Origin of the sequence: Ralstonia sp. NFACC01, from assembly GCF_900115545.1 — a bacterium.
GTDB lineage: Bacteria > Pseudomonadota > Gammaproteobacteria > Burkholderiales > Burkholderiaceae > Ralstonia > Ralstonia mojiangensis.
Genome location: NZ_FOWV01000005.1, coordinates 254,117 through 279,201, shown reverse-complemented (window position 1 = coordinate 279,201; position 25,085 = coordinate 254,117). Strand labels below are relative to the sequence as shown.

Here is a 25,085-nt window from a genome sequence, read left to right as displayed (position 1 = left end):
ACCATGACGACCGGCGATCTGTTTGCCGACCACGCACCCGCTGACAACGCGCGCATCGCGCTCGGCGAGGCGGCGTTTGTGCTGCGTGGCTTTGCGCTGGCGGATGCGCCGGCCCTGCTGGCGGCGGTGGACGCCATCGCGCAGCAGGCAGCGTTCCGTCACATGGTCACGCCGGGCGGCTTCGAGATGTCGGTCGCGCTCACAAACAGCGGCACGCTGGGCTGGACGTCAGACCGCCGCGGCTACCGCTATTCCACGCTCGACCCGCTCACGGGCAACGCGTGGCCACCGCTCCCCGATGTCTTCCTACGCCTCGCACGCAACGCCGCCGCTGAATCGGGCTTCCCGGGCTTCACACCGGATGCCTGCCTCATCAACCGCTATGTGCCAGGGGCGCGCCTGTCACTGCATCAGGACAAAGACGAGCAGGATTACGGCGCGCCCATCGTCTCCGTGTCGCTTGGCATGCCGGCCATCTTCCTATTTGGCGGACATCGCCGCGCCGACAAAACGCAGCGCATTCCGCTTTTTCATGGGGATGTCGTCGTCTGGGGTGGCCCGGACCGCCTGCGCTATCACGGCGTAGCGCCGCTCAAAGACCACCCGCACGCACTGCTGGGCAGCCAGCGCATCAACCTCACGTTCCGCAAGGCCGGCTGACCGGCAAATCAGCGCATGACCATCGCCGCAGACCTTTCCGAAAGCGCCTACCGGCAAGCCGCAACCTTTCTAGCCTCGCTGGACGAAGACTGGGACCGCCATGTTGCCGCCGTCGGCCCCTGCCGCCACGCCGCCAAGCCTGCGCGCGAGCCTTATGAAGCGCTGATTCGCGCGATCGCCTATCAGCAGTTGCACGCCAAAGCCGGTGACGCCATCCTCGGACGTTTTCTCGCGCTCTATCCGGTAACCGCTTTTCCTGCACCGCAGCAGGTGCTCGCCACCGACGAGGCAGCGCTGCGCGCCTGCGGTTTCTCTGCGACCAAACTGGCGACCATTCGCGGCATTGCACAAGCCGCGCTCGACGGTGTCGTGCCCACACGCGAACATGCGCTCATCATGTCAGACGAAGCGCTCATCGATCGGCTGGTGACACTGCGCGGAGTTGGCCGGTGGACAGTCGAAATGCTGCTGATCTACACGCTGGAGCGCTCGGACATCCTGCCTGCAGACGACTTCGGCGTGCGCGATGGCTACCGACGTCTGAAGCGGCTCGACGCCACGCCCACACGCAAGCAGATGGAGACGATTGGTCGTGCATGGAGCCCGTATCGAACCGTCGCGGCTTGGTATTTATGGCGTGTGCCCAGCAACGTTTCAGGCGCGTGAATTCGGCAAATCTTGCGCTAGATCACGCCCCAACGACATATCGCTTGCGCGACATATGTCACGCCGGGATCATGCGAAAACCTTGAATTCCCGTGCGACGTTCACTTTACTGGAAAACGTTCGCGCGCCATTTGCGCCGCCCTTATTGGTCGAGTCATCGTGGAACAGCCCCAAAACGTCGACGCGCAACGTAAATCCGAAGAACTGCGTAGCTTTCTGTTTCTGACGGCCGTCATGGTGCCGGTTCTCTCCGTCGTTATCGTGGCCGGATATGGCTTTATCGTCTGGGCGTCCCAATTGCTGAGCGGTCCGCCAACGCATTGATATACCGCCCGGGGGGTCCAAGGGCGAGTCGGGTCATATGTTCGCGCAGCACTGATTAGAAAAGGCGTTTATCGCCAAAACAGCGTCATGCGAAACACAAGAAAAATAGATATCCCCGTTCGGCCGGCGCCGCTCGATGACGACGAGTGGCATATCGCTGGCGTCCTGGTCCAGACGCGGCCAACCCATATTGCATCCGTAAGCAAGTCCATCGAAGCCATCGCCGGCAGCGAAATCCATGCGGCCAGCGATAACGGCAAGCTCGTGGTCACGCTTGAGGCGCCCAGCTCGCGCGCCATCGCAGCTCACCTGACATTCATTCAACAGATCGACGGTGTACTGAACACCGCCCTGATCTATCAGCACAACGAAATGGCCGACGCCATGAATGAGGAAATGGACGATGAAAGTCTCTCGCCGCGCGTTCATTAAGCAGACCGCTGCCGCTGCCACCGCTTCGGTAGCGGGCGTCACGCTTCCTGCTGGCGCCGCCAACCTCGTCACCGACAAAGAGCTGACTCAGCTCAAGTGGTCGAAGGCGCCTTGCCGATTCTGCGGCACGGGCTGCGGCGTTGAAGTCGCCGTCAAGGACAACCGCGTGGTTGCCACGCAGGGCGACCCGAAGGCCGAAGTCAATCGGGGGCTGAACTGCGTCAAGGGCTACTTCCTTTCGAAGATCATGTACGGCAAGGACCGGCTGACCCAGCCGCTGCTGCGCATGAAGAATGGCAAGTACGACAAGAACGGCGATTTCACGCCCGTGAGCTGGGACCGCGCGTTCGACGAGATGGCGGTGCAGTTCAAGCGCGTCATCAAGGAAAAGGGCCCGACCGCTGTCGGCATGTTCGGTTCGGGCCAGTGGACGATCTTTGAGGGCTACGCCGCCGTCAAGCTGATGAAGGCGGGCTTCCGCTCGAACAACCTCGACCCCAACGCGCGTCACTGCATGGCCTCCGCCGTGGCCGGCTTCATGCGCACCTTCGGCATGGACGAGCCGATGGGCTGCTACGACGACTTCGAAGTCGCCGACGCGTTCGTGCTGTGGGGCTCGAACATGGCGGAGATGCATCCGATCCTGTGGTCGCGCGTGACAGACCGGCGCCTTTCCGCGCCCAAGACGAAGGTCGCGGTGCTCTCGACGTTCACGCATCGCTCGTTCGATCTGGCCGACATTCCCATCGTCTTCACGCCACAGGCCGATCTCGCGATGCTCAACTACATCGCGAACTACATCATCACCAACAAGAAGGTCAACACAGACTTCGTCAACAAGCACACCGTCTTCAAGCAGGGCGTGACCGACATCGGCTACGGTCTGCGGCCGGACAACCCCGTGCAGAAAGCCGCCAAGAATGCCGACAAGGTGGGCGACTCCAAGCCGATCTCGTTCGACGAGTTTGCGAAGTTCGTCTCGACGTACGACCTGGACTACACCACCAAGCTGGCGAACCCGGACAAGAGCAAAGAGAAGGAATTCAAGCAGCAGTTGCAGAAGCTTGCTGAGCTGTACGCCGATCCGAAGATCAAGGTCGTGTCGTTCTGGACGATGGGTTTTAATCAGCACACCCGCGGCACCTGGGCGAACAACATGATCTACAACCTGCATTTGCTGACAGGGAAGATCGCCACGCCGGGCAACAGCCCGTTCTCGCTGACGGGCCAGCCCTCGGCCTGCGGCACCGCGCGCGAGGTAGGCACGTTCTCGCACCGCTTGCCGGCCGACATGGTGGTGACCAACCCGAAGCACCGCGAAGAAGCCGAGCACATCTGGAAGCTGCCAGCAGGCACGATTCCGGAAAAGCCTGGCTATCACGCCGTGCTGCAGAACCGCATGCTGAAGGACGGCAAGCTCAACGCCTACTGGGTGCAGGTCAACAACAACATCCAGGCTGGCGCAAACCTCAACCAGGAAGGCTACCCTGGCTACCGCAATCCGGAAAACTTCATCGTTGTCTCGGACGTGTACCCCACCGTCACTGCGCTGGCCGCCGATCTGATCCTTCCGAGCGCGATGTGGGTTGAGAAGGAAGGCGCCTATGGCAACGCAGAGCGCCGCACGCAGTTCTGGCATCAACTTGTTGATGCACCGGGTGAGGCACGTTCCGACCTGTGGCAGCTGGTGGAATTCTCCAAACGCTTCAAGGTGGAAGAGGTCTGGCCCGAAGAACTCATCGCCAAGAAGCCCGAGCTGCGCGGCAAGACGCTCTACGACGTGCTCTACCGCAATGGCAACGTCGACAAGTTCCCGGTCAAGGACATCGATCTGGAATACAGCAATGCCGAAGCCAAGGCATTCGGCTTTTACCTTCAGAAGGGCCTGTTCGAAGAGTACGCAAGCTTCGGTCGTGGCCACGGCCACGACCTGGCACCATTCGACGACTATCACAAGGCGCGCGGATTGCGCTGGCCGGTGGTCAATGGCAAAGAGACGCGCTGGCGCTACAAAGAAGGCAGCGATCCGTACGTCAAGGCCGGCACCGGCTACCAGTTCTACGGCAATCCCGACGGCAAGGCGGTGATCTTCGCCCTGCCCTATGAGGCACCCCCGGAAGTGCCGGACAAGGAATACCCGTTCTGGCTGTCGACCGGCCGCGTGCTGGAACACTGGCACTCGGGTTCGATGACGCGCCGGGTGCCCGAACTGTATCGCGCCTTCCCGAACGCGGTCTGCTTCATGCATCCGGAAGATGCGAAGGCGCTGGGGCTGCGACGTGGTGTCGAGGTCGAGGTGATCTCGCGGCGCGGCAAGATGCGCACCCGCATTGAAACGCGCGGCCGCAATCAGCCGCCTAAGGGCCTGGTGTTCGTGCCCTGGTTCGATGCGAGCCAGCTCATCAACAAGGTCACACTGGATGCAACCTGCCCGATCTCGCTGCAGACGGATTTCAAGAAATGTGCCGTCAAGATCGTGAAGGTCTGACGAGCACGGGCAGACGACACACGCGCAACAGGAAAATGTCATGAAGCTCAGCCGACTCTTGGGACTGCCAGCCGCCATCTGCGCGCTGTTGCTGGCGACCCTTGCCAACTTGCCCGCGCAGGCTCAAGGCGTGGTCGACGCCATGCGCGGCTCGACGCCGATCACCGCCGAATCGACGCCACCGATCCTGTATCCCACCGAGAACAGGGACGTGCGCCGCGAGCGCAACTACACCGGGCAGCCGCCGACGATTCCGCACAAGATCGACGGCACGTACATGTATCAGATCAACAAGGATCACAACGGTTGTCTGTCCTGCCATGCGCGTACGAAGGCCGAAGAGATGCGTGCGATCGCGATCAGCCCCACGCACTACGTTGACCGCGATGGACACCAACTGGCCGACGTTTCGCCGCGCCGCTTCTTCTGCACGCAATGCCACGTGCCGCAGGCCGACGCCAAGCCGCTTATCACCAATACGTTTGTCGATGTCGATGAACTGCTCAAACGCAAGCCTGATGGCAAGAGCGTGGGCAAGAACTGAGGCGGTGCAGCCATGCTCAACCTGATCAAGCGCTACTGGCGCACCATCAACCGGCCCAGCGCGTATTTCAGCCTGGGTTTTCTGACGTTGGGCGGCTTTGTTGCAGGCGTGGTGTTTTGGGGTGCATTCAACACCGCGATGGAGGTGACCAACACCGAGGCGTTCTGCACGGGTTGCCACGAAATGCACGACAACGTGTACCAGGAACTACAGAGCACGATCCATTACACCAACCGCAGCGGTGTACGCGCGATCTGCTCCAACTGTCACGTTCCGCACGCCTGGACGAACAAGATCGCACGGAAGATGCAGGCTTCCAAGGAAGTGTGGGGCAAGATTTTCGGCACCATCGACACGCGCGAGAAATTCGAAGCGCACCGGCTTGAGCTGGCCCAGCACGAATGGGATCGACTCAAGGCCAACGATTCATTGGAATGCCGGAACTGCCACAATTACGAATCGATGGACTTCACGCGGCAAAGCCCGCGCGCGTCGGCCATGCACGCCCAATATCTGGGCAGCAAAGAGAAAACCTGTATCGACTGCCACAAGGGTATTGCGCACCATCTGCCCGACATGTCGAAGATGAAGACCGAGTAAAGCACGTGAACGTGCTGCCGGCGCTAGACCCCGTTTCACTCAGCCCCCAATGCCGTGCTTGTTGCCAGCCAATTGACGTTTTCGCGCGCCGGCCGTCGGATCTTCCGCGAGCTGGACCTCTCGGTGTCGGCGGGCGAGTTGGTGCAGGTAACGGGCGCGAACGGCAGCGGCAAGACCACGCTGCTGCGCGTGCTCTGTGGCCTGCTGGCACCGGCAAGCGGCTCGCTGACATGGCACGGCGCGCCGGTGGGCAGCGGCGATCCCGCCTTCCTCAATGCGCTTTGCTACGTTGGCCACACCAACGGCATCGACCCAGATCTCACTGTGACGGAGAGCCTGCGCTTGGCCATGCAACTGGCCGGATTGCGCGATTCGGCATCCGAGCCGTTTGGCATCGGGCTTGCACTAGAAGCGCTCGAACTCGGCAAGCTGGCCGCCACGCCCGTGCGCAAGCTCTCGCAAGGCCAGTGTCGGCGGGTGGCACTGGCGCGCTTGCTGCTTGCGCGGCGCGAGCTGTGGCTGCTCGACGAGCCGATCGCCTCGCTCGACGACCATGCCGTCGGGCTCTTCACCGCACAACTCGATGCGCACCTGCACGCAGGCGGCATGGCAATCATGGCCACGCATCAGTTGCTAGAACGTCCGCAAGGGGCAAATCGCGTGCTTCGGCTTGGGGGCACCGCATGAAGCCGATGCTGATGGCCATCCTGCGACACGATCTGGCGCTGTCATGGCGGCGGCGCGGCAACCTCGTCGGTGGCGTGGTGTTCTACGTCATTGCGGCGAGCCTGTTTCCGCTGGCTATCGGCCCCGACCCGCAACAGTTGCGCATGCTTGCGCCGGGCATCCTGTGGGTCGCGGCGCTGCTGGCGTCGATGCTCTCGCTCTCTCGGTTGTTTGCGCAGGAACACGCTGATGGCAGCCTCGATCAATTGCTGTTGTCGCCACACCCGCTTGCCCTGATTGTGCTGACGAAGATTGCCGCACACTGGTTCGCGAGCGGCTTGCCGTTGCTGCTGCTCACGCCCATCCTGGCGCAGCAGTACAGCCTGCCGCTGCATGCAACGCTGCTGCTGACAGCCACGCTGCTGATCGGCACGCCTGCCATTGCGCTGATCGGCGCCGTTGGTGCAGCGCTCACTCTGGGCGTGCGCAATGGCGCAGCGCTGCTGTGCATCCTCGTCCTGCCGTTGTGTGTGCCCGTGCTTGTGTTTGGTGCGGGCGCGGGCTCGGCGGCCGATGCGGGGCTTGATGTCATGCCGCATTTCTCGCTGCTGGGCGCTTGCCTGGCGCTATCGCTGTTTGTCTGCCCGCTGGCTGCTGCCGCCGGGCTGCGCATTGCCGTGGAATGATCCGATGACGAACCGATCCGGACTCCACAGCACCTCCATCGCTGCGCGCCAACCTGTTTTCCGACGCTGGAACTGGCTCGCGTATGCGTCGCCCGTGCGATTTGATCCGCTCGCGCGCAAGTTGGCGCCCTGGTTTGGCGTGGCCGCACTCCTGTTCCTCGCCGCAGGCCTCTACGTCGGTTTTGTTGTGGCGCCAACCGATGCGCAGCAGGGCGAGGTCTACCGGATCATCTTCCTGCACGTGCCGGCCGCGTGGATGTCGATGTTCATCTACTTGGTGATGGCAGGCTATTGCGCGCTGGCGCTGGTGCTGCGCACGCGACTTTCGTCGATGATGGCCTCGGCGCTGGCGCCCACCGGCGCACTGTTCACCGCCATTGCGCTGTGGACAGGCGCGCTGTGGGGCAAGCCAACGTGGGGCACATGGTGGGTATGGGATGCGCGACTGACATCGGAGTTGCTGCTGCTGTTTCTGTACCTTGGCTTCATCGCGCTGGAAAGCGCCATTGAAGACCCGCGCCGCGCCGAACGCGCATGTGCCGTGCTTGCCGTGGTGGGCGTGGTCAACATCCCCGTGATCTACTTCTCGGTGCAGTGGTGGAACACGCTGCACCAGGGCGCGTCCATCAGCCTGACGGCGGCTCCGTCGATGGCGATGACGATGTTGCTCGGCATGCTGCTGATGACGCTCGCGTGCTGGATGTACAGCATCTGCGTGGCGCTGATTCGCGTGCGTTGCATCATGCGCGAGCGCGCCGACGATGACCACAACCTGAGCACGCCGGCATGAGCCAGTTCTGCGTCAATCACGTCGACTATATTGTGGGCGCGTTTGCCGTGGCCGCCATCTGCATCGCAGCGGAGTTGCTGCTGCTCGCTCGCCGCTGGCGCGCTGCCAATCGCACTCACTCCCATTCTGACGGCGGCAACCAATGACACGCCGACAACGCCGCCTCGGTATCTTGCTCGCCGCGCTGGTGTGCGCGGGTGCGGCTACCGCCCTCACGCTGAATGCGTTCCGCTCCAATCTGGTGTTTTTCTTCAGCCCCAGCCAGATCGCCGCCAAGGAAGCGCCTGTTGCACAGGTCTTTCGCCTGGGTGGCTTGGTCGAACGCGGCTCGATCCAACGCGAACGTGACGGCATGACCATCCGCTTTGTCGTCACCGACACAGCACGCGGTGTGCCAGTCGTCTACCACGGCTTGCTGCCGGACCTGTTCCGCGAAGGCAAGGGCGTGGTCGCGCGCGGGCGGCTGGGCGAAGATGGCGTCTTCGTCGCCAACGAGGTGCTCGCCAAGCACGACGAAAACTACATGCCGCCAGAAGCCGCTGATGCCTTACGTCGCGCCGCACAGGTCAACGAGCAAATGGCGAAGGAATCTGCCCGGAGCGTGTCTCGATGATTGCCGAGCTGGGCCACTTCGCGTTGATCCTGGCGCTGCTGACTGCGGTCATGCAATCAGTGCTGCCGCTGGTGGGCGCGGCGCGCGACAACGCGCGTTGGATGGCCGTGGCGCGTCCCGCGGCGCGCACGCAGTGTGCGTTGGTGCTGCTGGCGTATGGCGCGCTGACTTGGGCGTTCGTCAGCAATGACTTCAGCGTGCTCTATGTGGCCGCCAACTCGAACAGCGCGCTGCCGCTGCCTTATCGCGTGGCTGCCGTGTGGGGCGGGCACGAGGGATCAATGCTGCTGTGGACGACGATGCTGGCGGTGTGGTCGCTGGCCGTGTCGTTGTTCAGCCGGCAACTGCCGTTGCCCGTGGTGGCGCGCGTACTGGGCGCGATGGGTGCCATCAGCACGGGGCTGCTGCTTTTCCTGCTGTTGGCGTCCAACCCGTTCCTGCGCCTGTTGCCGCCGGCCATGGAAGGGCGCGACCTCAACCCACTGCTGCAGGACCCAGGCATGGTGTCGCATCCGCCCATGCTCTACATGGGTTACGTGGGCTTTGCTGTGGCGTTTTCGTTTGCGATGGCCGCGCTCCTGTCGGGTCGGCTCGATGCCACTTGGGCGCGCTGGTCTCGGCCTTGGACAACCGCCGCCTGGGCATGCCTGACGACCGGCATCATGCTCGGCAGCGCCTGGGCGTACTACGAACTCGGCTGGGGCGGCTGGTGGTTTTGGGACCCGGTCGAAAACGCGTCGTTCATGCCGTGGCTGGCGGGCACAGCGCTGATCCATTCACTGGCGGTGACGGAAAAGCGCGGCGTGTTTCGGGCATGGACGGCGCTGCTGGCCATCTTCACGTTCTCGTTGAGTCTGCTTGGCACGTTCCTCGTCCGTTCGGGCGTGCTGACGTCAGTGCATGCTTTTGCGGTGGACCCAAAGCGCGGTCTGTTCATCCTGGCCTTGCTGGGCATCGTGACGGGCGGTGCGCTGGGTCTGTTTGCGTGGCGCGCAAAACGGTTGTCCAGCGGCGCCTCGGAAGGGGCGACGTTCTCACTATTCGCCCGTGAATCGTTCCTTCTGGCCAACAACGTGCTCCTCGCGGTGGCTGCGGCCACAGTGCTGCTCGGCACGCTGTATCCGCTGGCGCTGGATGTGCTGCGGCTGGGCAAGATTTCGGTCGGGCCGGCGTATTTCGAGCAAGTCTTTGTGCCGCTGATGTCGCCTGCGGTGCTGCTGATGGGCGCGGCGCCACTGGCGCGTTGGCGTCACGGCGCGCTGCCGTCAATGGCCGTGCGGCTGCGCTGGGCGGCGGTGGCGAGTGTTGCCGTGGGGCTTGGGCTGACGGTGTTTTATGGAACGTCCGCGCTGGCGGGCCTCGGGCTGACGCTGGCCGCATGGTGTCTTGCGAGTGCGCTGGCTAGTCTGGCCGAAAAACTTCGCCAGCCCGGCAATCGATTGACGACGCTGCGGCAGTTGCCGCCGAGCTACTTCGGCATGCTGGTGGCGCACGCGGGGGTGGGGGTGTTCATCGCGGGTGTCACGCTGGTGCTCAGCCAGGAGACGCTACGCGAGCTGCCGATGCGCGTGGGCGGCACGGTTGAGGTGGGCGGCTACATGTTCCACCTCACCAACGTTGCGCCGGCGCAGGGCCCGAATTACGACGTCTTGCGCGGTCACGTCGAAGTCAGCCACTACGGCAAACCGGTGGCCACGCTGCTGCCCGAGCGGCGCCTGTACCGCAGCCAGGAAACCCCCACGACCGAAGTCGCCATCGACACCGGCATCACACGCGACCTTTATGTCGCGCTGGGCGAATCACTCGGACAAGACAACTGGGCCATGCGCATCTACATCAAGCCCTTCGTCGGTTGGATCTGGGGCGGCTGTGCGCTGATGGTGCTGGGTGGCTTACTGGCCGTGTGCGATCGCCGCTACCGTCTGCGCCGCCGCTCCACAGCGCCGCGCACCACGCCAGACACTGCACTGGCCGGCCCATCACTGGCGATGCCGGCGACCGAGGAGCCACGGTGAAGCTGCGCTACGTGCTGCCGCTGGCAGCGTTCTTCGTTCTGGTGATTGCGCTGGCGGCGGGGCTGTCGCGTGACCCGCGTGAACTGCCCTCGCCGCTGATCGGCAAGCCCGCCCCGGCGTTCAGGCTGACGGCGCTGGAATCGTCTGCCGGCCCGCTCACGCCGCAAGACCTGCGCGGCAAGGTGTGGATGCTCAACGTCTGGGCGTCGTGGTGCACCGCCTGCCGCGCGGAGCACGCCGTGCTGAACGTGTTCGCCAAGCAATCCTCCGTGCCGATCTACGGGCTGAACTACAAGGACGACGCCGACGCCGCACGCGCGTGGCTCAAGCAAATGGGCGATCCGTATGTCGCGTCGCTCGTCGACGCTGACGGCAAAGTCGGTATCGACTACGGCGTCTACGGCGTGCCGGAAACCTTCGTCATTGATCGCGCCGGCGTGATCCGCTATCGGCAGGTCGGCCCCCTGACGGCCGAGTCGATGGAACGCAAGATCGTGCCGCTTCTGCAGCAACTGGAGCAGGAAGGTGGTCATGCATAAGCGTCTGGCCGCGCTCGTTCTGGCCGGCGTCGCGGCGTTCACGTTGCAGATGCCCGCTTGTGCCGCTGCGGCGGACGTCGATCTCGACACCCGCGTCCACGCGCTGTCGGAGCAGCTGCGCTGCCTTGTTTGCCAGAACCAGACCCTCGCCGATTCCAACGCCGACCTGGCCGTCGATCTGCGCCGCCAGATTCGAGAACAACTCCGTGCCGGCGCCACCGAGGGCGCCGTAAAGGACTATCTCGTGCAGCGCTATGGCGATTTCGTCCTGTACCGGCCGCCCGTCAAGCCGCTGACCTATCTGCTGTGGTTCGGCCCGGCGCTGTTGTTGATGGCGGTGGTGTTCGGCATCGTGTCGTCCCGCAAACAGCAGAACGCGCCGCCCGCCGAGATGGACGCTGACGCGCGAGCGCGCCTCGCCGCCCTGCTCGCCGCGTCGCCACCGGAAGACCCCCGCCCATGACCGTGATGACCTTGTTCTGGCTGCTGGCGGCCGCCCTCACAGCCGTCACCATGGCGGTTCTGCTGACACCGTTGTTGCGACGCACGCGCAGCGATGAGGGCGATACGCACATGCAGAGTCCCACCGTGCGCAGCCAGATGGTTCGCTGGTACCAAGACCAACTGCGCGAACTGGATGCCGACCTGCGCGCCGGCACCATCGATGCCGTGGGCCACGCGCACGCACGCGCAGAGCTTGGCCGGCGGCTGCTGGACGATACAGCCAACACCGCCAGCACCTCGCAGGCGCGCTCCGACCGCCGCCCCGTTCTGCTCGCCGCTGTGCTGCTGGCCGCATTGCCCACGTCCGCCGTGCTGCTCTACCAGCACCTGGGCAAGCCCGCTTCGCTGTGGATGCCCGGCGACATGATGACCGCCGCCCGCAGCGATCACACCGGTGGAGACGCGCAGATCGAATCGATGGTCAACAGGCTCGCGCAACGGCTGCGCGACACGCCCGACGACGCACCCGGCTGGGCATTGCTCGCGCGGTCCTACAGCACGATGGAGCGCCCCGCCGACGCCGTCGCCGCCTATGCGAAGGCGGTGGCCCTTGCCCCCGACGTCGCCAGCCTGCGTGCCGATTACGCCGACGCACTCGCTACCGCCCAGGGCGGCGCCCTCGCTGGTGCGCCCACGGAGCAGGTGCGCCTCGCCCTGAAGGCCGACCCGGACGAGCCCAAAGCGCTGGCACTGGCTGCTTCCGCCGCCGTCGAACGTGGTGACGTGAGCGATGCAATCGCCCAGTGGGAGCACCTGTACCGGCTGCTGCCCCCTGAATCTGCCGGCGCCAAGCAGATCGCCGCCAACTTGGCCGCCGCGCGCGCTGATCAGCAGAAAGCACCCGGCGGCAAGTGACGCGAGGGGTGCTTCGAATTTGACCGCAAGACGCGGAGTGCCCGGCCAGACGGACGTACCTACAGTACAGTCATCGCAGTCCACTGGATGACGCCATGCAAACCTCCGCCCGCCCCGTACCGGACACCTCCCTTGTTGAACACGACCCGCGCTGGGCTCGCGTGCTGGCGCGCGATGCCTCTGCCGACGGGCAATTCGTCTATGCGGTGAAGACCACTGGCGTGTATTGCCAGCCGAGCAGCCCGTCGCGCCTGCCGCGCCCGGAAAACGTCGAATTCTTCGACACGCCTGCCGACGCAGAAGCCGCCGGTTATCGCCCGAGCCGCCGCGCTGCCCCGGATCAGACCACCGTGCGCGCGCAGCAAACCGCGCTGGTCGCACAGGCCTGCCGCCGCATCGAGGCAGCCGACACGCCGCCCACGCTCGACGCACTCGCGCAAGACGCCGGGCTGAGCCCGTATCACTTCCATCGCCTGTTCAAGAGCGTCACGGGCCTCACGCCCAAGGGTTACGCCGATGCGCATCGCGCCCGCAAGCTGCGTGCGCAACTGGGACGCGGCAGCACCGTCACCGAGGCCATCTACGACGCCGGATTCAACGCCAGCAGCCGCTTCTACGAGGCATCCGACAACGTGCTCGGCATGACGGCGAGCCGCTACCGTGCCGGTGGCGCCCAGACGACGATCCGCTTCGCGGTGGGCGAATGCTCGCTCGGTTCGATCCTGGTGGCGCAGAGCGATCGCGGCATCTGCGCGATCCTGATGGGCGACGATCCCGACGCCCTTGTGCGCGATCTGCAAGACACGTTCCGGAAGGCCGAACTCATCGGCGGGGATGCGGGCTTTGAGGACCTCGTGGCTCGGGTGGTGGGGCTGATCGAGGCGCCATCCATCGGGCTGGAACTGCCGCTGGATGTGCGCGGCACCGCGTTCCAGGAGCGCGTGTGGCAAGCGCTGCGTGAAGTGCCGCCGGGCAGCACCACAAGCTACGCTGAGATTGCCGCGCGCATCGGCGCACCCAAGGCGGTACGCGCGGTGGCGCAGGCCTGTGCGGCCAATCACATTGCGGTGGCCATCCCGTGCCACCGCGTGATCCGCCGAGACGGCAACACCTCGGGCTATCGCTGGGGGGTGGAGCGCAAGCTGGCGCTGCTGGAGCGCGAAGCGCAATCCGCCGCATGAAATCGCGTGAGAACGTGGACCCTCATCGGCGCGGACGGCCAGCCCTATGAGAGCGCCGCGCCCGGCACGCTGGGCGGGCATCGGCGCGCGCGCATCTATGGCCGGCTCGATTGCGCAGCAGCACGTCGGGCCATCGAGCGCGGCGGCTATGTGCGTCACCGCGTGTTCTTCCTCAACGAAGCCAACGCTCGCGGCGCCGGCTATCGGCCCTGCGCCGTGTGCATGCCACAGGCTTATGTGGCATGGAAAAAATCAGCCAGTTGCGGGTAAAGTCGTGGGCTGAACATCGCCGACACGCTCCGCACATCATGATCAAACCCCTGCTGCTTGCCGTGCTCACCGCTCTCGCGCTGGCGGCTTGCGGCCGCTCCGACGACGCGCACAAGCCTGCCGCGCCCGCTCCAGCTTCCGCACCTGCGGCCCCCGCCCTTGGCGCGTCCAACGCGGCCAATGCGCCGGCTGCCAGCGCGCCCGCCGTCAGCGAAGCCGAACAGGCAAAGGCCGTCGATCTGGCCCGCGCTGCCATCGAGAAATACAAGCTGACCACCCTGTCGCAGGAGTGCCTGTCGTTCGTGGTGGACCGGGCCGACGACACGCACAACAGCGTCGAAGTGCTAGAAAACCACACTTCGGCTTGCGGCGGCGACCCGAACACCGCGCCGCGCGTCGTCACGCTGCTTATCGACAAGAACACCGGCGCCCTGCAGAAGGACGACCCGGCCAGCGGCGAATACGTCCCGCTCAAATAAGCGTCCGCAAGACGACGCGCATAAAAAAAACCGCCGAACGCATCGGCGGTTTTTTGTGGGTGCGAACCTCGCGTCAGACCACGATCGTCTGCGCTTCGCCAGCCTGACGGGCGCGGATTTCGCCGATCTGGTAGACCGTCTCGCCCGCGTCCTTCAGGTGCGCGATGGCGGCCGGTGCATCGGCTGCCGACACGATCACCACCATGCCGATGCCGCAATTGAACACGCGGTGCATTTCGTCATCGGCCACGTTGCCGGCCTTCTGCAGCCACTGGAACAGCGGCGGCAGCGTCCACGCGTCTTTGTGCAGCACGGCGGTCAGGTGGTCTTGCAGCACGCGCGGCACGTTTTCGGTCAGGCCACCACCGGTGATGTGCGCCATGCCCTTGACGGTCAGCGTCTCGATCAGCGATAGCAGCGGCTTCACGTAGATGCGCGTCGGCGCCATGATGGCGTCCTGCAGGCGCTGGCCGTGGAAATCGGCGTTCAGATCGGGGCGCGACACCTCGATGATCTTGCGCACCAGCGAGTAACCGTTCGAATGCGCACCCGACGAGGCCAAGCCCAGCACCACGTCGCCCTCGGCAATGGTGGTGCCGTCGATGATCTTGCGCTTTTCGACTGCGCCGACGGCAAAGCCGGCCAGGTCGTATTCGCCGTCCGGGTACATGCTCGGCATTTCAGCGGTTTCGCCGCCGATCAGCGCGCAGCCCGCCAGCTCGCAACCCTGGGCGATGCCCTTGACCACGGTGGCAGCGGTGTCGACGTCCAGCTTGCCGCAGGCGAAGTAATCCAGGAAGAACAGCGGCTCGGCGCCCTGCACGAGGATGTCGTTCACGCTCATGGCGACCAGATCCTGGCCCACCGTGTCATGGCGGTTCAGCGCAAAGGCCAGCTTGAGCTTGGTGCCCACGCCGTCGGTGCCGGACACCAGCACCGGCTCCTGGTACTTCTTGGACAGCTCGAACAGCGCGCCGAAGCCGCCGATGCCGCCCAGCACGCCTTCGCGCATGGTGCGCTTGGCAAACGGCTTGATGCGGTCGACAAGGGCGTCACCCGCCTCGATGTCGACGCCCGCGTCGCGGTAAGACAGGCCGGTCGATGCGGATGGGGTTTCGGAAGCGCTCATACAGTCGTCTGAATTGAAAAAACCGGGAAAGAAAGCGAGACGGCGGCGGGAAGTCACAAAAACCAGACCCGCCGGTCCAGTAAAATCGCGATTTTACCGGATGCGGCCACCCCGATGGCCGCTTTTCCGACTCGTCCACCCCGCCATCGAAACCGTCGCCCCTCATGAACGCCCCCGTGCTGTCGCAGGAAACCAAGCGCACGCTCGCCTGGATCGCCGTGGCGCTTGTCTTCCTGGCCCTGCTCAAGGCGCTGGCGCCCACGCTGACGCCCTTCGTCTTCGCGTTCATCCTGTCGTACATCCTGCACCCGGGCGTGGAATGGCTGCAACGCCATCGCGTACCGCGCGTGCTGGGCGTGTTTTTGATGATTCTGGTGCTCTCGGTGGTGGGCGTGGCGCTGATGCTGCTGATCCTGGCGGTGCTGCAGCGTGAAATTCCGACCATCCGGGAGCAACTGCCCGGCATGCTCGCCAAGCTCAACGCATTTCTGTCGCCCAAGCTGGACGAACTGGGTCTGCATGTCAGCTTTGATTTTCCGGGCCTGCGCGCGTTGCTCACCGAACAGCTCGCCGCCAGCCCGGATGACGTGGTGGCCCGGGTGCTGACTTATCTGCGCGTGTCGGGCTCGGCGGCCATCCAGGTGCTGGGCATCTTCTTCCTGGTGCCGATCGTGATGTTCTACCTGCTGATGGACTGGAACATGCTCATGCGCCGCATCGAAACCGCCGTGCCGCGCCGCTGGCTGTCAAAAACGCGCGAACTGGCCACCGAAACCGATGGCCTGCTTTCACAATATCTGCGCGGGCAGATCATCGTGATGCTGGTGCTGGCGGTGTACTACTCGGCGGGGCTGGCACTGGCCGGCTTTGACGTGGCGCTGCCCGTAGGCATCTTCACGGGGCTGGCGGTGTTCATTCCGTACATTGGCTTTGGCGTGGGGCTCACGCTGGCCATCCTTGCCGCACTGTTGCAGTTCGGCAACCTCTACGGCTTGCTGGCAGTCGCCGTGGTGTACGGCATCGGCCAGTTCCTGGAAAGCTTCTACCTGACGCCGCGCCTGGTCGGCGAACGCATTGGCCTGCACCCGCTGGCGGTCATCCTCGCCTTGCTGGCTTTTGGCCAATTGTTCGGATTTTTCGGTATCCTGCTGGCCCTACCGATCAGCGCAGTGCTGCTCGTCGGTTTGCGGCAGATTCGCCAGCTCTATCTGGGCAGCAAGCTGTACCGCGAATAACTCACCCGCCGCCTCACGTTTCATGGCCACACCCGAACAGCTCCCGCTCGAACTCGGTGCGACACCCGCCCCGACCTTCGACAACTTCGTCGCCACCGGCAACGAAGAGGCGGTGCTGCGCCTGCGCGCCCTGATTCCGCAGGTGGTGGACGGTACCGCCACAGACCGCCTGGTCTACCTCTGGGGCGAAGAAGGCAGCGGTCGCAGCCACCTGCTGCAAGCCATCTGCGCCCAAACCGAGGCTGGCGGCTACGAAGTCCGCACGCTGGAACCCGACGCCCCGCCCGAAGCCTTCGAATTCGACCCGACGATCACCGTCTGGACGATCGACGACGCCGAGCGCCTGGACGAATGGGCGCAGATCGCCGTGTTCAACCTCGTCAATGAAGTGCGCGCGCATCCTCATGCCGCCATCGCCATCTCCGGGGCCGCCGCGCCGATGGCGATGCCGCTGCGTGAAGACCTGCGCACCCGCCTGGGTTGGGGCCTCGTCTACTGGCTGCGCCCGCTGTCCGACGCCGACAAAGTCGAAGCCCTGCGCCAAGCCGCTCGCGAACGCGGCATGCAGCTCTCGGCCGACGTGCCGCAGTGGCTCGTGACGCACTCCTACCGCGACATGCCGAGCCTGATGGCCCTGCTGGACGCTCTCGACACCTATTCGCTGGCCCGCAAGCGCGCCGTCACCCTGCCGCTCGTGCGCGACATGCTCGCGCTGATGAAGTGAATCCCGGGGCTCGCGCGGCCGGTGATGCAACGTTCGGGTAAAATCGCGCCCCATGAATCTGGCCCTCTTCGACCTCGATCACACCCTCATCCCCACCGACAGCGACCATGAGTGGGGACGTTTCCTCATCCGCCGCGGCGTGGTGGATGAAACCGAATACCAGCGCAAGAACGATCAGTTCTATGCCGACTACAAAGCCGGCACGCTGGATATCCATGCGTTTCTGCGCTTTGCCTTGGCGCCGCTGGCCGCCCACCCGCGCGACACGCTCGCCCAGTGGCACGCCGAGTTCATGCACGACGTGATCCGTCCGAAGATCACGCCGCAGGCGCAAGCGCTGGTCTACAAGCACCTGGACGCCGGCGACCTGTGCTGCGTGGTCACGGCCACCAACAGCTTCGTCACCCGCCCGATTGCCGAGGCCTTCGGTATCGACCACCTGATCGCCACCGAACCGGCCACCGCCGACGGCAACCCGGACAGCGCCTTCACCGGCGACGTGGCCGGCACGCCGAGCTTTCGCGAGGGCAAGGTCGCGCGCGTGCACGAGTGGCTGGCCAACATGGGCCGCGGCTGGAGCGATTTCGAGCGCAGCACCTTCTACAGCGATTCGGCCAACGACGTGCCGCTGCTGGAGGAAGTGACCGACCCCGTCGCCACCAACCCGGACGACACGCTGCGCAATCTGGCAGCCGCGCGCAATTGGCGCATCATGGATCTCTTCTAAGCAAGGCGCGGCGTGATCAAGAAACTCATCAATCGCCTGCTGGGCAAGACCTCCGCAGAGCCCCACGCTCCGGCTGAACCGGGAGCACCCGTTGCCAGGAAGGCCCGCACGCCCAAGGCACCCAAAACGGCCAAGGCGCGCGCCAAGTCCGCCGGCGGCGTGCCGCGCCAGGCACGGGTATGGAGCGTGGACGAGCACGGCATCGACCCGAAGCTGCTCTCGCGCAACGCGGTCAAGGTCACATCCACGCTGCAGGAAGCCGGCTACGCCGCCTTCATCGTGGGCGGCGCTGTGCGCGACCTGCTGCTCGGCATCAAGCCGAAAGACTTCGATGTAGCGACCAACGCCACGCCCGATCAGGTCCAGGCGCTGTTCCGCCGCTCGCGCATTATCGGACGCCGCTTCCAGATCGTGCACGTCACGTTCTACGGTGGTCGCGATCAGGAGATCATCGAAGTCTCGACCTTCCGCGCGCTCGTCGACGCGGTCGACGCCGAGCAGGTGCCCGCCGGCAAGCGCGTCAAACGCACCGAGCTGGATCACCACACGCACGCTGTCGACGCCAGCGGCCGTGTGCTGCGCGACAACGTCTGGGGCACCCAGGCCGAAGACGCCACCCGCCGCGACTTCACCGTCAACGCGATGTATTACGACCCCGCCGACGAAACCGTGCATGACTACCATCACGGCATGGAAGACATGCGCGCACGCACGCTGCGCATGATCGGCGATCCGCACACCCGCTACCGCGAAGATCCGGTACGCATGCTGCGCGTGGTGCGCTTCGCGGCCAAGACCGGCTTCGACATCGACGCCGACACGCGCGCGCCCATTGCGGAGCTCGGCCCGCTCATCCACAACGTGCCGGCCGCCCGCCTGTTCGACGAGATGTTGAAGCTGCTGATGTCGGGCCACGCCTGGGCGTCGCTGCAGGAGCTGCGCAAGGCGGGCCTGCACAGCGGCCTGCTGCCGCTGCTTGACGTCGCGCTGGAGCAGCCGATGGGCCAGCGCTTCGTGCAGCTCGCCCTCGACAACACCGACGACCGCGTCAAAGCTGGCAAGCCGGTCTCGCCGGGCTTCCTGTTTGCCTCGCTGCTGTGGCATCACGTGGTCGAGCACTGGAACCGCCGCCGCGCTGCCGGCGAGCCGCTGATCCCCGCGCTGCACACCGCCATGGATGAAGTGCTCGACCGCCAGACCGAGCAACTCGCCATCCAGCGCCGCTTCACCTCCGACATGAAGGAAATCTGGAGCATGCAGCCGCGCTTTGAAAAGCGCTCGGGCCGCATGCCGTATCGGCTGCTGGAGTCGCCGCGCTTCCGTGCCGGCTACGACTTCCTCGCGCTGCGCTGCGCCTCGGGCGAATTGCCGCAGGAACTCGCCGACTGGTGGACCGACTTCCAGAGCGGTGATGGCGAAGCCCGCGAAGCCCTCCTGGCACAAGCCAAGCACGCCCCGAGCCCCTCCTCAAATGCCGGTCCGGCCAGCCCCGGCAAGCGCCGTCGCCGCCGACGTGGTCCGGCAAAATCGGATACAGTCGGTGACGTCAATCCGGGAAGTTCGGAGGAAACGTGAAGACAGTGGCGTACATCGGCATCGGCGCCAACCTGGGCGACGCGCGCCAGGCAGTGAAAGACGCCGTGGTCTGCCTCGCACAGCAGGTCGGCATCACCGTCACCGGCAAATCGAGCCTGTATCGCAGCGCGCCCGTCGAATCCAGTGGCGATGACTACATCAACGCCGTAGTGCGCATCGACACGCATTTCACTGCCGACCAGCTACTCCGCATCTGTCACCACATCGAAGACCAGTTCGGCCGCGAGCGCCCGTTCCACAACGCGCCGCGCACGCTGGATCTGGACTTGCTGCTCTACGGCGACCACGTCCTCACCTCACCCGAGCTGACGGTGCCCCACCCGCGCGTGGGCCAACGCGCCTTTACCCTGCTGCCGCTGCATGAACTGGCGCCCGATCTCGTGATTCCGGGCATTGGCGCCGTGGCTGCACTGCTGCCCGGTGTGTCCGACCAGCGCATCGAAAAGACCACGATGTGCCAGTGCATGCGCGCCAAGCAGCCCGCCGCCTGATCACCCCCACCACACAAACCACCCGCTGATGGCACTGGATCACCTGCGCCGCATTGTTGTCGAAGGGCCCATTGGCGTGGGCAAGACCGCGCTAGCCCAGCGTCTGGCCGACCATTTGCGTGCGTCGACGTTGTTCGAAACGCCCGCCGAAAACGCCTTCATCGCCCGCTTCTACGAAGACCCTGCGCGCTATGCGCTGCCGGTGCAGCTGCGCTTCCTGCTGCAGCGTGCCGAGCGTCTGAAGGCGTGGCACAAGGCGACGCTCGCCGGTGAGCGCATCGTCGCCGACAGCTTCCTGCCGCGCGACCGGCTGTTCGCCCAGCTCACGCTGCCCGCCGATGAACTCGCGCTGTACGACGCGATGGCCCATGCGCTGGCCCTGCCGCAACAGCGCATTGATCTTGTCATCTGCCTGCAGGCGCGCGCCGAGGACCTGCTGCCACGCGTCACCCGTCGCGCCGTTCCCTACGAAACCGGCATCGATGCGGAGTATCTCGAACGCATCTGCGCCGCATACGGCGAGCTGTTTCTGTATTACGATGCCGCACCGACGATGATCGTCGACACCGCTGCCTTCGACCCCGCAGGCAACGACGACGATTTCCGCACCTTGCTCGCCCGCATCGACGCGATGCGCGGACCCAAGGAATTCATCAAGCTGGCAACGCGCTAGTCGACGCACCACATGGTCTGCGTGGGCGCTCGCGATGCCCCAATGAGTCTCAGTCCATGAGCTACCTCCAGGAATCGAACCGCAAGGCCGTCACGGTGACTTCGCTGCAGGCCATGCGTGCCGCCGGCGAGCGCATCGCCATGCTGACCGCCTACGACTCCAGCTTCGCCGCCCTGATGGATCGCAACGGCACCGACGTGCTGCTCGTCGGCGATTCGCTCGGCAACGTGATGCAAGGCCAGAAGACCACGCTGCCCGTCACGCTTGAGCACATCGTCTATCACACCGAATGCGTGTCGCGCGGCATTGACAAGGCGCTGCTCGTGTCGGACCTACCGTTCGGCACATATGGCACGCCCGAACAGGCTTTCCACAGCGCCGTGCGCGTGATGCAGGCCGGCGCGCAGATGGTCAAGCTCGAAGGCGGCGTGTGGCTCGCCCCGACGATCAAGTTTCTCGTTGAACGCAGCATTCCGGTGTGTGCGCACATCGGCCTGACGCCGCAATCGGTGCATGCGTTCGGCGGCTTCAAGGTGCAGGGTCGCGGCGATGAAGCGGCTGCGCAACTGAAGGCCGATGCGCTGGCGGTGCAGGATGCCGGCGCGCAGCTCGTCGTCATGGAAGCCATCCCGGCCGATCTGGCCGGCGAAGTCACACGCCTGCTGGCAATTCCCACCATCGGCATCGGCGCCGGGTTGGAGTGCTCGGGCCAAGTGCTCGTGATGCACGACATGCTGGGCGTGTTCCCCGGGCATCGCCCCAAGTTCGTACGTAACTTCATGGACGGGCAGACTACCATCGATGGCGCCGTCGCCGCCTATGTGGCAGCCGTCAAGGACGGCACGTTCCCCGGCCCGGAACACACCTTCGCCTGAGCGGGCATCCGCATGGAAATCTGGTCGGCCACCGTCGACGCCTTCGCCCTGCTTGCCAGCGGCGACGTGGCGTTGTGGCTGATCGTCTGGGTGTCGTTGAAGGTGGCGATCGCGGGGCTACTGCTGGCGGCGCCCCCAGGTCTACTCATCGCCTACCTCATCGCCATGCACCGTTTTATGGGGCGCCGTGCGCTGGTGGTGCTGGCGCAGGCATCGCTGTCATTTCCGACGGTGCTGATCGGGCTGCTGCTGTATCTGTTGCTTTCGCGACAGGGGCCGCTGGGCGGCTTCGGGCTGCTGTTCACGCAGGGTGGGATGATCCTCGGACAAGCGGTGCTTGGCCTGCCGGTGATCGTCGCGTTTGCACTGACGACGCTTGAACGCGCGGATCCGCGTCTCGCCGAGACAGCGCGTGTGCTTGGCGCCGGGCGCGTCCGGTTACTGCTGACCGTCTTTCGTGAATTGCGCTTCGGCTTAATGGCGGCCGTGGTGGCCGGCTTTGGGCGCGTGATCGCGGAGGTGGGCTCGGCGCTAATGGTCGGCGGCAACATCGAAGGCGTCACACGCACCATGACCACGGCGATTGCGCTGGAAACAAGCAAGGGCGAATTCGCGCAGGGCATCGCGCTGGGCATCGTGCTGATCCTGCTGGCACTGCTCGTCAACCTCGTGCTCGCGTGGTTGCAAGGGGCTGGCAACTATCGCAGGGAGCCGGCATGAGTGCGTCGTCGCGGCCAACCCTGGTGTTTGAAGGCTTGCGCTGCCAGCACGGCGCGCGCGTGCTGTTCGAGATCCCGCGCCTGGCACTGTCTGCAGGACATGCGATCGTCATCACGGGCGCAAACGGCGTCGGCAAGACAACGCTGCTGCGCATGCTGGCCGGGCTTGCACCCGCCAATGGTGCGACCGTTGATATGGGCCACGGGCAGCAGGCGCTGTCGCCCTATCCGGCCGAGCTGCGCGCGCGGCTGACTTACGTGCACCAGCATCCCTATCTGTTCCGCACTTCGGTACGCGCGAATCTTGCCTATGGCCTGACCACGGGCGCACATCGTGTGGCACATGCGGAGTTGGCTGACCGAGTTGACGATGCCCTGCACTGGGCGGGCCTGCAGCACGTGGTCGATGTGCCGCCCGAACGCCTGTCCGGCGGCGAAACACAGCGCCTCGCATTGGCGCGGGCTCGCGCGCTGCACACCGATGTGCTGCTGCTCGACGAACCGACTTCGAATCTGGACGGCGCCGCACGCGAGCAAGTCATTGCACTTGTGGGAGAACTGGCAGCAGAAGGCCGCACGCTGCTGATGGTCTGCCACGACCGCGAACTGATCAACCTGCCCGGCGTGGCCCGCTGGAAGCTAGAGCACGTCGACGGTCAGGGGCGGCTCGAAATGCGCGGGCACCACGCCGCGTAGGGCGTTACATACCGCGATGGCCTCGGCGCGAGCAACCTCGGTGCGCGTGAGCGAACGTTCCTGCAGCGGCCCATCAAGCCACGGCGACGCGTCTTTCAACAGCACCGCACGCATCACGCCCGGCAAGACACCCGCGGACAGCGGCGGCGTCCACCACGCGCCGTCGAGCTTAACCAGCAACGTGCTGCGCCCGCCTTCGGCCAACGTGCCATCGGCGTTGAAGAACACCGTATCGAATGCACCTTCGCGCTCGGCCGCCTGCCAGGCAGCGTCGTAGCCTGCCCGCAACGTGGTCTTGTGCGTCGGCAGACTATGCGTGACCTCGCGCGGTTGCGCGGCAACGAGCAGGCGGACCGGCGCATCCCAGCTCGCATGCAGCGGAGACAGGGGCACCGCCGATACGTTTGCCGCACCCTCCGGCGTGAGCAACAGGCGCATGCGATAAGCGCCCTCGCCTTCGAGCGTTGCGCACGCAAGTGCCACGTCATTCGTCAGCACAGTTCGGTCGAAAGGGAAACCGAATGCAGCGGCCGAACGTTCCAACCGCGCCAGATGCCAATCCAGGAGCGCCACACCATCACGCGTCGCGCGCATCGTCTCGAACAACGACAGCCCTGGATCGAGTGCCGTCACGAAACGCGCCTTCAGTTGGCACTCCGCGTACTCCTCGTCGGCGACGCTGTCGTGCACGATGCCGGAGCCGATGCCAAGTTCGCCGCTGCGCAGGCCATCAGCGCGGGGCGGGCCGAGCACCAGCGTGCGGATCGCCACTGAAAAGCATGCGTCGCCCATCGCACGATCATCAACAGGCGCATCGATCCAACCGATCGCGCCGGTGTACAGGCCGCGTGGCTCTGGCTCCAGCGTCTCGATGACCTCCATCGTCCGCCGCTTGGGCGCCCCAGTGATGGAGCCGCACGGAAACAGCGCTCGCAGGCAATCAGCAAGGCCGGTGGCCGGCGGAATCTCGGCCTCCACGGTCGACGTCATCTGGAGCACGCTGCCGAACGGCGTCACCTCGAACAGCGCCGGCACGTGCACCGACCCCGCACGGGCGAGGCGGCCGAGATCGTTGCGCAAGAGGTCGACGATCATCAGGTTTTCGGCACGGTTTTTTTCGTCAGCTGCGAGCGCCATGGCGCGGGCTTCGTCGACTTCAACGTCGCCGGTGGCAGGCGCGGTGCCTTTCATCGGCCGCGCAACAAGCTGGCCCGCGTGATGCGAAAAGAACAGCTCCGGCGAGCACGACAGAATCGCACCGCCCTCCGGTAGCGCGATGAATGCGCCGTAGGGCACGGGCTGGCGCGCGCGCAGGCGCCGATACAACGCCGCCGGCGCGCCAAACGCAGTCATGCGCAGGCGGTACGTGTAGTTGACTTCGTAGGTATCGCCCGCCGCAATCCAGTCGTGGATGCGCGCGACGGCGTCGGTGTAGGTGGCGTGATCGACGCTGGCGGCACAGTCGAACAGGCCCGCTGCACTCGTTGCATCGGGCCATGCGCCGAACAGCGTATCGACCTCTGCCGACGACAGCACCCGCATCGTGCGAAACAGCAGCACGCGCAGGCGGCCATCGTGGCCAGGCAATGAGGAAGAGATTTCGGTGGAAGCCGGCAGACCGACCAGCGGCTCGCCAAACTCGTACGGCGCAACGATCAGGGCATGCAAACCCCGGCTCCAAGCGGCACGAAGGTCATCGTCCAGCCCATCCAGGATGCCCACCGGCCGGAAGAACTCGCCGGCATAATCGGTGTACCAGCGCGAGCACGGCGCGCCGCCCGAGGTGGCATCGTCCAGCAGCGCGAACGGCGCGCCGGCTTCTGGCGCTTGGAGCGGCTGCATGACGATGTCCTTGATTGAAAAGGTGGTGTTTAAGAAGCCTCGAAAAGCGTAGCGAGCGGCCAGAGG

30 protein-coding genes are annotated in these 25,085 nt (G+C 65.1%); 28 read left to right on the top strand and 2 right to left on the bottom strand.

Annotated elements, in window-relative coordinates; translation table 11 throughout:
- The first annotated feature begins 3 nt into the window (after positions 1-3).
- The 19 genes from alkB (at position 4) to BM136_RS14685 (ending at position 14,312) form a co-directional block, all read left to right on the top strand.
- Positions 4-660 (top strand): DNA oxidative demethylase AlkB, encoded by a 657-nt coding sequence (gene alkB, locus BM136_RS14770; RefSeq protein WP_092972577.1) that lies wholly within the window; start codon positions 4-6, stop codon positions 658-660.
- Positions 661-675: 15 nt separating this feature from the next.
- Entirely contained in the window at positions 676-1,326 is a 651-nt protein-coding gene (locus BM136_RS14765; RefSeq protein ID WP_092972575.1) for a DNA-3-methyladenine glycosylase family protein, read from the top strand.
- Between the two features lie 156 nt (positions 1,327-1,482).
- Positions 1,483-1,650 (top strand): periplasmic nitrate reductase, NapE protein, encoded by a 168-nt coding sequence (gene napE / locus BM136_RS14760; RefSeq protein ID WP_175537150.1) that lies wholly within the window; start codon positions 1,483-1,485, stop codon positions 1,648-1,650.
- An 87-nt stretch (positions 1,651-1,737) separates the two neighbouring features.
- Positions 1,738-2,082 (top strand): chaperone NapD, encoded by a 345-nt coding sequence (locus BM136_RS14755; protein WP_092972571.1) that lies wholly within the window; start codon positions 1,738-1,740, stop codon positions 2,080-2,082.
- Positions 2,054-4,570: a periplasmic nitrate reductase subunit alpha gene (gene napA, locus BM136_RS14750; RefSeq protein ID WP_092972569.1), complete on the top strand. Its 2,517-nt coding sequence runs from the start codon at positions 2,054-2,056 to the stop codon at positions 4,568-4,570. The genes BM136_RS14755 and napA overlap by 29 nt, the downstream gene beginning before the upstream one ends.
- A gap of 40 nt (positions 4,571-4,610) precedes the next feature.
- Entirely contained in the window at positions 4,611-5,114 is a 504-nt protein-coding gene (locus tag BM136_RS14745; RefSeq protein WP_024974862.1) for a nitrate reductase cytochrome c-type subunit, read from the top strand.
- 12 nt (positions 5,115-5,126) lie between these two features.
- Positions 5,127-5,714 (top strand): cytochrome c3 family protein, encoded by a 588-nt coding sequence (locus BM136_RS14740; RefSeq protein ID WP_092972567.1) that lies wholly within the window; start codon positions 5,127-5,129, stop codon positions 5,712-5,714.
- 54 nt (positions 5,715-5,768) lie between these two features.
- Positions 5,769-6,401 (top strand): cytochrome c biogenesis heme-transporting ATPase CcmA, encoded by a 633-nt coding sequence (gene ccmA / locus BM136_RS14735; RefSeq protein ID WP_092972565.1) that lies wholly within the window; start codon positions 5,769-5,771, stop codon positions 6,399-6,401.
- Positions 6,398-7,066: a heme exporter protein CcmB gene (ccmB, locus tag BM136_RS14730; RefSeq protein WP_092972563.1), complete on the top strand. Its 669-nt coding sequence runs from the start codon at positions 6,398-6,400 to the stop codon at positions 7,064-7,066. Before ccmA ends, ccmB begins: the two co-directional genes overlap by 4 nt.
- Before the next feature lie 4 nt (positions 7,067-7,070).
- Complete coding sequence (gene ccmC, locus BM136_RS14725) at positions 7,071-7,856, top strand: heme ABC transporter permease CcmC (RefSeq protein WP_092972561.1); 786 nt, start codon at positions 7,071-7,073, stop codon at positions 7,854-7,856.
- Entirely contained in the window at positions 7,853-8,002 is a 150-nt protein-coding gene (locus BM136_RS25390; RefSeq protein ID WP_175537140.1) for a hypothetical protein, read from the top strand. Before ccmC ends, BM136_RS25390 begins: the two co-directional genes overlap by 4 nt.
- Complete coding sequence (gene ccmE / locus BM136_RS14720) at positions 7,999-8,469, top strand: cytochrome c maturation protein CcmE (RefSeq protein WP_092972559.1); 471 nt, start codon at positions 7,999-8,001, stop codon at positions 8,467-8,469. Before BM136_RS25390 ends, ccmE begins: the two co-directional genes overlap by 4 nt.
- Positions 8,466-10,484 carry a heme lyase CcmF/NrfE family subunit gene (locus BM136_RS14715; RefSeq protein WP_092972557.1) on the top strand — a complete coding sequence of 673 codons (2,019 nt, stop codon included), beginning with the start codon at positions 8,466-8,468 and terminating at the stop codon, positions 10,482-10,484. Before ccmE ends, BM136_RS14715 begins: the two co-directional genes overlap by 4 nt.
- On the top strand, positions 10,481-11,023 hold the full coding sequence (locus BM136_RS14710; RefSeq protein WP_092972555.1) for a DsbE family thiol:disulfide interchange protein: 543 nt from the start codon (positions 10,481-10,483) through the stop codon (positions 11,021-11,023). Before BM136_RS14715 ends, BM136_RS14710 begins: the two co-directional genes overlap by 4 nt.
- Complete coding sequence (locus BM136_RS14705; RefSeq protein WP_092972553.1) at positions 11,016-11,486, top strand: cytochrome c-type biogenesis protein; 471 nt, start codon at positions 11,016-11,018, stop codon at positions 11,484-11,486. Before BM136_RS14710 ends, BM136_RS14705 begins: the two co-directional genes overlap by 8 nt.
- Entirely contained in the window at positions 11,483-12,382 is a 900-nt protein-coding gene (ccmI, locus tag BM136_RS14700; protein WP_092972551.1) for a c-type cytochrome biogenesis protein CcmI, read from the top strand. The genes BM136_RS14705 and ccmI overlap by 4 nt, the downstream gene beginning before the upstream one ends.
- Before the next feature lie 95 nt (positions 12,383-12,477).
- On the top strand, positions 12,478-13,563 hold the full coding sequence (gene ada, locus BM136_RS14695) for a bifunctional DNA-binding transcriptional regulator/O6-methylguanine-DNA methyltransferase Ada (RefSeq protein WP_092972549.1): 1,086 nt from the start codon (positions 12,478-12,480) through the stop codon (positions 13,561-13,563).
- A gap of 6 nt (positions 13,564-13,569) precedes the next feature.
- A complete protein-coding gene (locus tag BM136_RS14690; RefSeq protein WP_092972547.1) occupies positions 13,570-13,833 on the top strand; it encodes an Ada metal-binding domain-containing protein in 264 nt (87 codons plus the stop codon).
- Between the two features lie 38 nt (positions 13,834-13,871).
- Positions 13,872-14,312, top strand: coding sequence for a hypothetical protein (locus tag BM136_RS14685; protein WP_092972546.1), 441 nt, complete (start codon positions 13,872-13,874; stop codon positions 14,310-14,312).
- Between the two features lie 73 nt (positions 14,313-14,385).
- On the opposite strand, the gene purM is transcribed toward BM136_RS14685, so the two are convergent.
- Complete coding sequence (purM, locus tag BM136_RS14680; RefSeq protein WP_092972544.1) at positions 14,386-15,441, bottom strand: phosphoribosylformylglycinamidine cyclo-ligase; 1,056 nt, start codon at positions 15,439-15,441, stop codon at positions 14,386-14,388.
- Positions 15,442-15,605: 164 nt separating this feature from the next.
- On the opposite strand from purM, the gene BM136_RS14675 reads away from it, so the two are divergent.
- The 9 genes from BM136_RS14675 to BM136_RS14635 are packed head-to-tail and all read left to right on the top strand — an operon-like array spanning position 15,606 to position 23,177.
- Positions 15,606-16,676, top strand: coding sequence for an AI-2E family transporter (locus BM136_RS14675; protein WP_092972542.1), 1,071 nt, complete (start codon positions 15,606-15,608; stop codon positions 16,674-16,676).
- Positions 16,677-16,698: 22 nt separating this feature from the next.
- Positions 16,699-17,400: a DnaA regulatory inactivator Hda gene (hda, locus tag BM136_RS14670; protein WP_004631704.1), complete on the top strand. Its 702-nt coding sequence runs from the start codon at positions 16,699-16,701 to the stop codon at positions 17,398-17,400.
- A gap of 52 nt (positions 17,401-17,452) precedes the next feature.
- Complete coding sequence (locus BM136_RS14665) at positions 17,453-18,127, top strand: histidinol-phosphatase (protein ID WP_092972540.1); 675 nt, start codon at positions 17,453-17,455, stop codon at positions 18,125-18,127.
- A gap of 12 nt (positions 18,128-18,139) precedes the next feature.
- Positions 18,140-19,702: a polynucleotide adenylyltransferase PcnB gene (gene pcnB / locus BM136_RS14660; protein WP_092972538.1), complete on the top strand. Its 1,563-nt coding sequence runs from the start codon at positions 18,140-18,142 to the stop codon at positions 19,700-19,702.
- Complete coding sequence (folK, locus tag BM136_RS14655) at positions 19,699-20,214, top strand: 2-amino-4-hydroxy-6-hydroxymethyldihydropteridine diphosphokinase (protein ID WP_024974845.1); 516 nt, start codon at positions 19,699-19,701, stop codon at positions 20,212-20,214. The genes pcnB and folK overlap by 4 nt, the downstream gene beginning before the upstream one ends.
- A 28-nt stretch (positions 20,215-20,242) precedes the next feature.
- The gene (locus BM136_RS14650) at positions 20,243-20,887 is read left to right on the top strand and encodes a deoxynucleoside kinase (protein WP_092972537.1); all 645 of its coding nucleotides are present in this window, start codon (positions 20,243-20,245) and stop codon (positions 20,885-20,887) included.
- Positions 20,888-20,943: 56 nt separating this feature from the next.
- Positions 20,944-21,762: a 3-methyl-2-oxobutanoate hydroxymethyltransferase gene (gene panB, locus BM136_RS14645; RefSeq protein WP_092972535.1), complete on the top strand. Its 819-nt coding sequence runs from the start codon at positions 20,944-20,946 to the stop codon at positions 21,760-21,762.
- Between the two features lie 12 nt (positions 21,763-21,774).
- Positions 21,775-22,482, top strand: a complete 708-nt coding sequence (locus BM136_RS14640) for an ABC transporter permease (protein WP_092972533.1) — start codon at positions 21,775-21,777, stop codon at positions 22,480-22,482.
- Positions 22,479-23,177, top strand: a complete 699-nt coding sequence (locus tag BM136_RS14635; RefSeq protein ID WP_092972531.1) for an ABC transporter ATP-binding protein — start codon at positions 22,479-22,481, stop codon at positions 23,175-23,177. The genes BM136_RS14640 and BM136_RS14635 overlap by 4 nt, the downstream gene beginning before the upstream one ends.
- Here the strand turns inward: BM136_RS14635 and BM136_RS14630 are convergent.
- The gene (locus BM136_RS14630; RefSeq protein WP_092972529.1) at positions 23,121-25,019 is read right to left on the bottom strand and encodes a bifunctional chorismate-binding protein/class IV aminotransferase; all 1,899 of its coding nucleotides are present in this window, start codon (positions 25,017-25,019) and stop codon (positions 23,121-23,123) included. The two genes, BM136_RS14635 and BM136_RS14630, sit on opposite strands and share 57 nt — an antisense overlap.
- Positions 25,020-25,085: the final 66 nt, after the last annotated feature.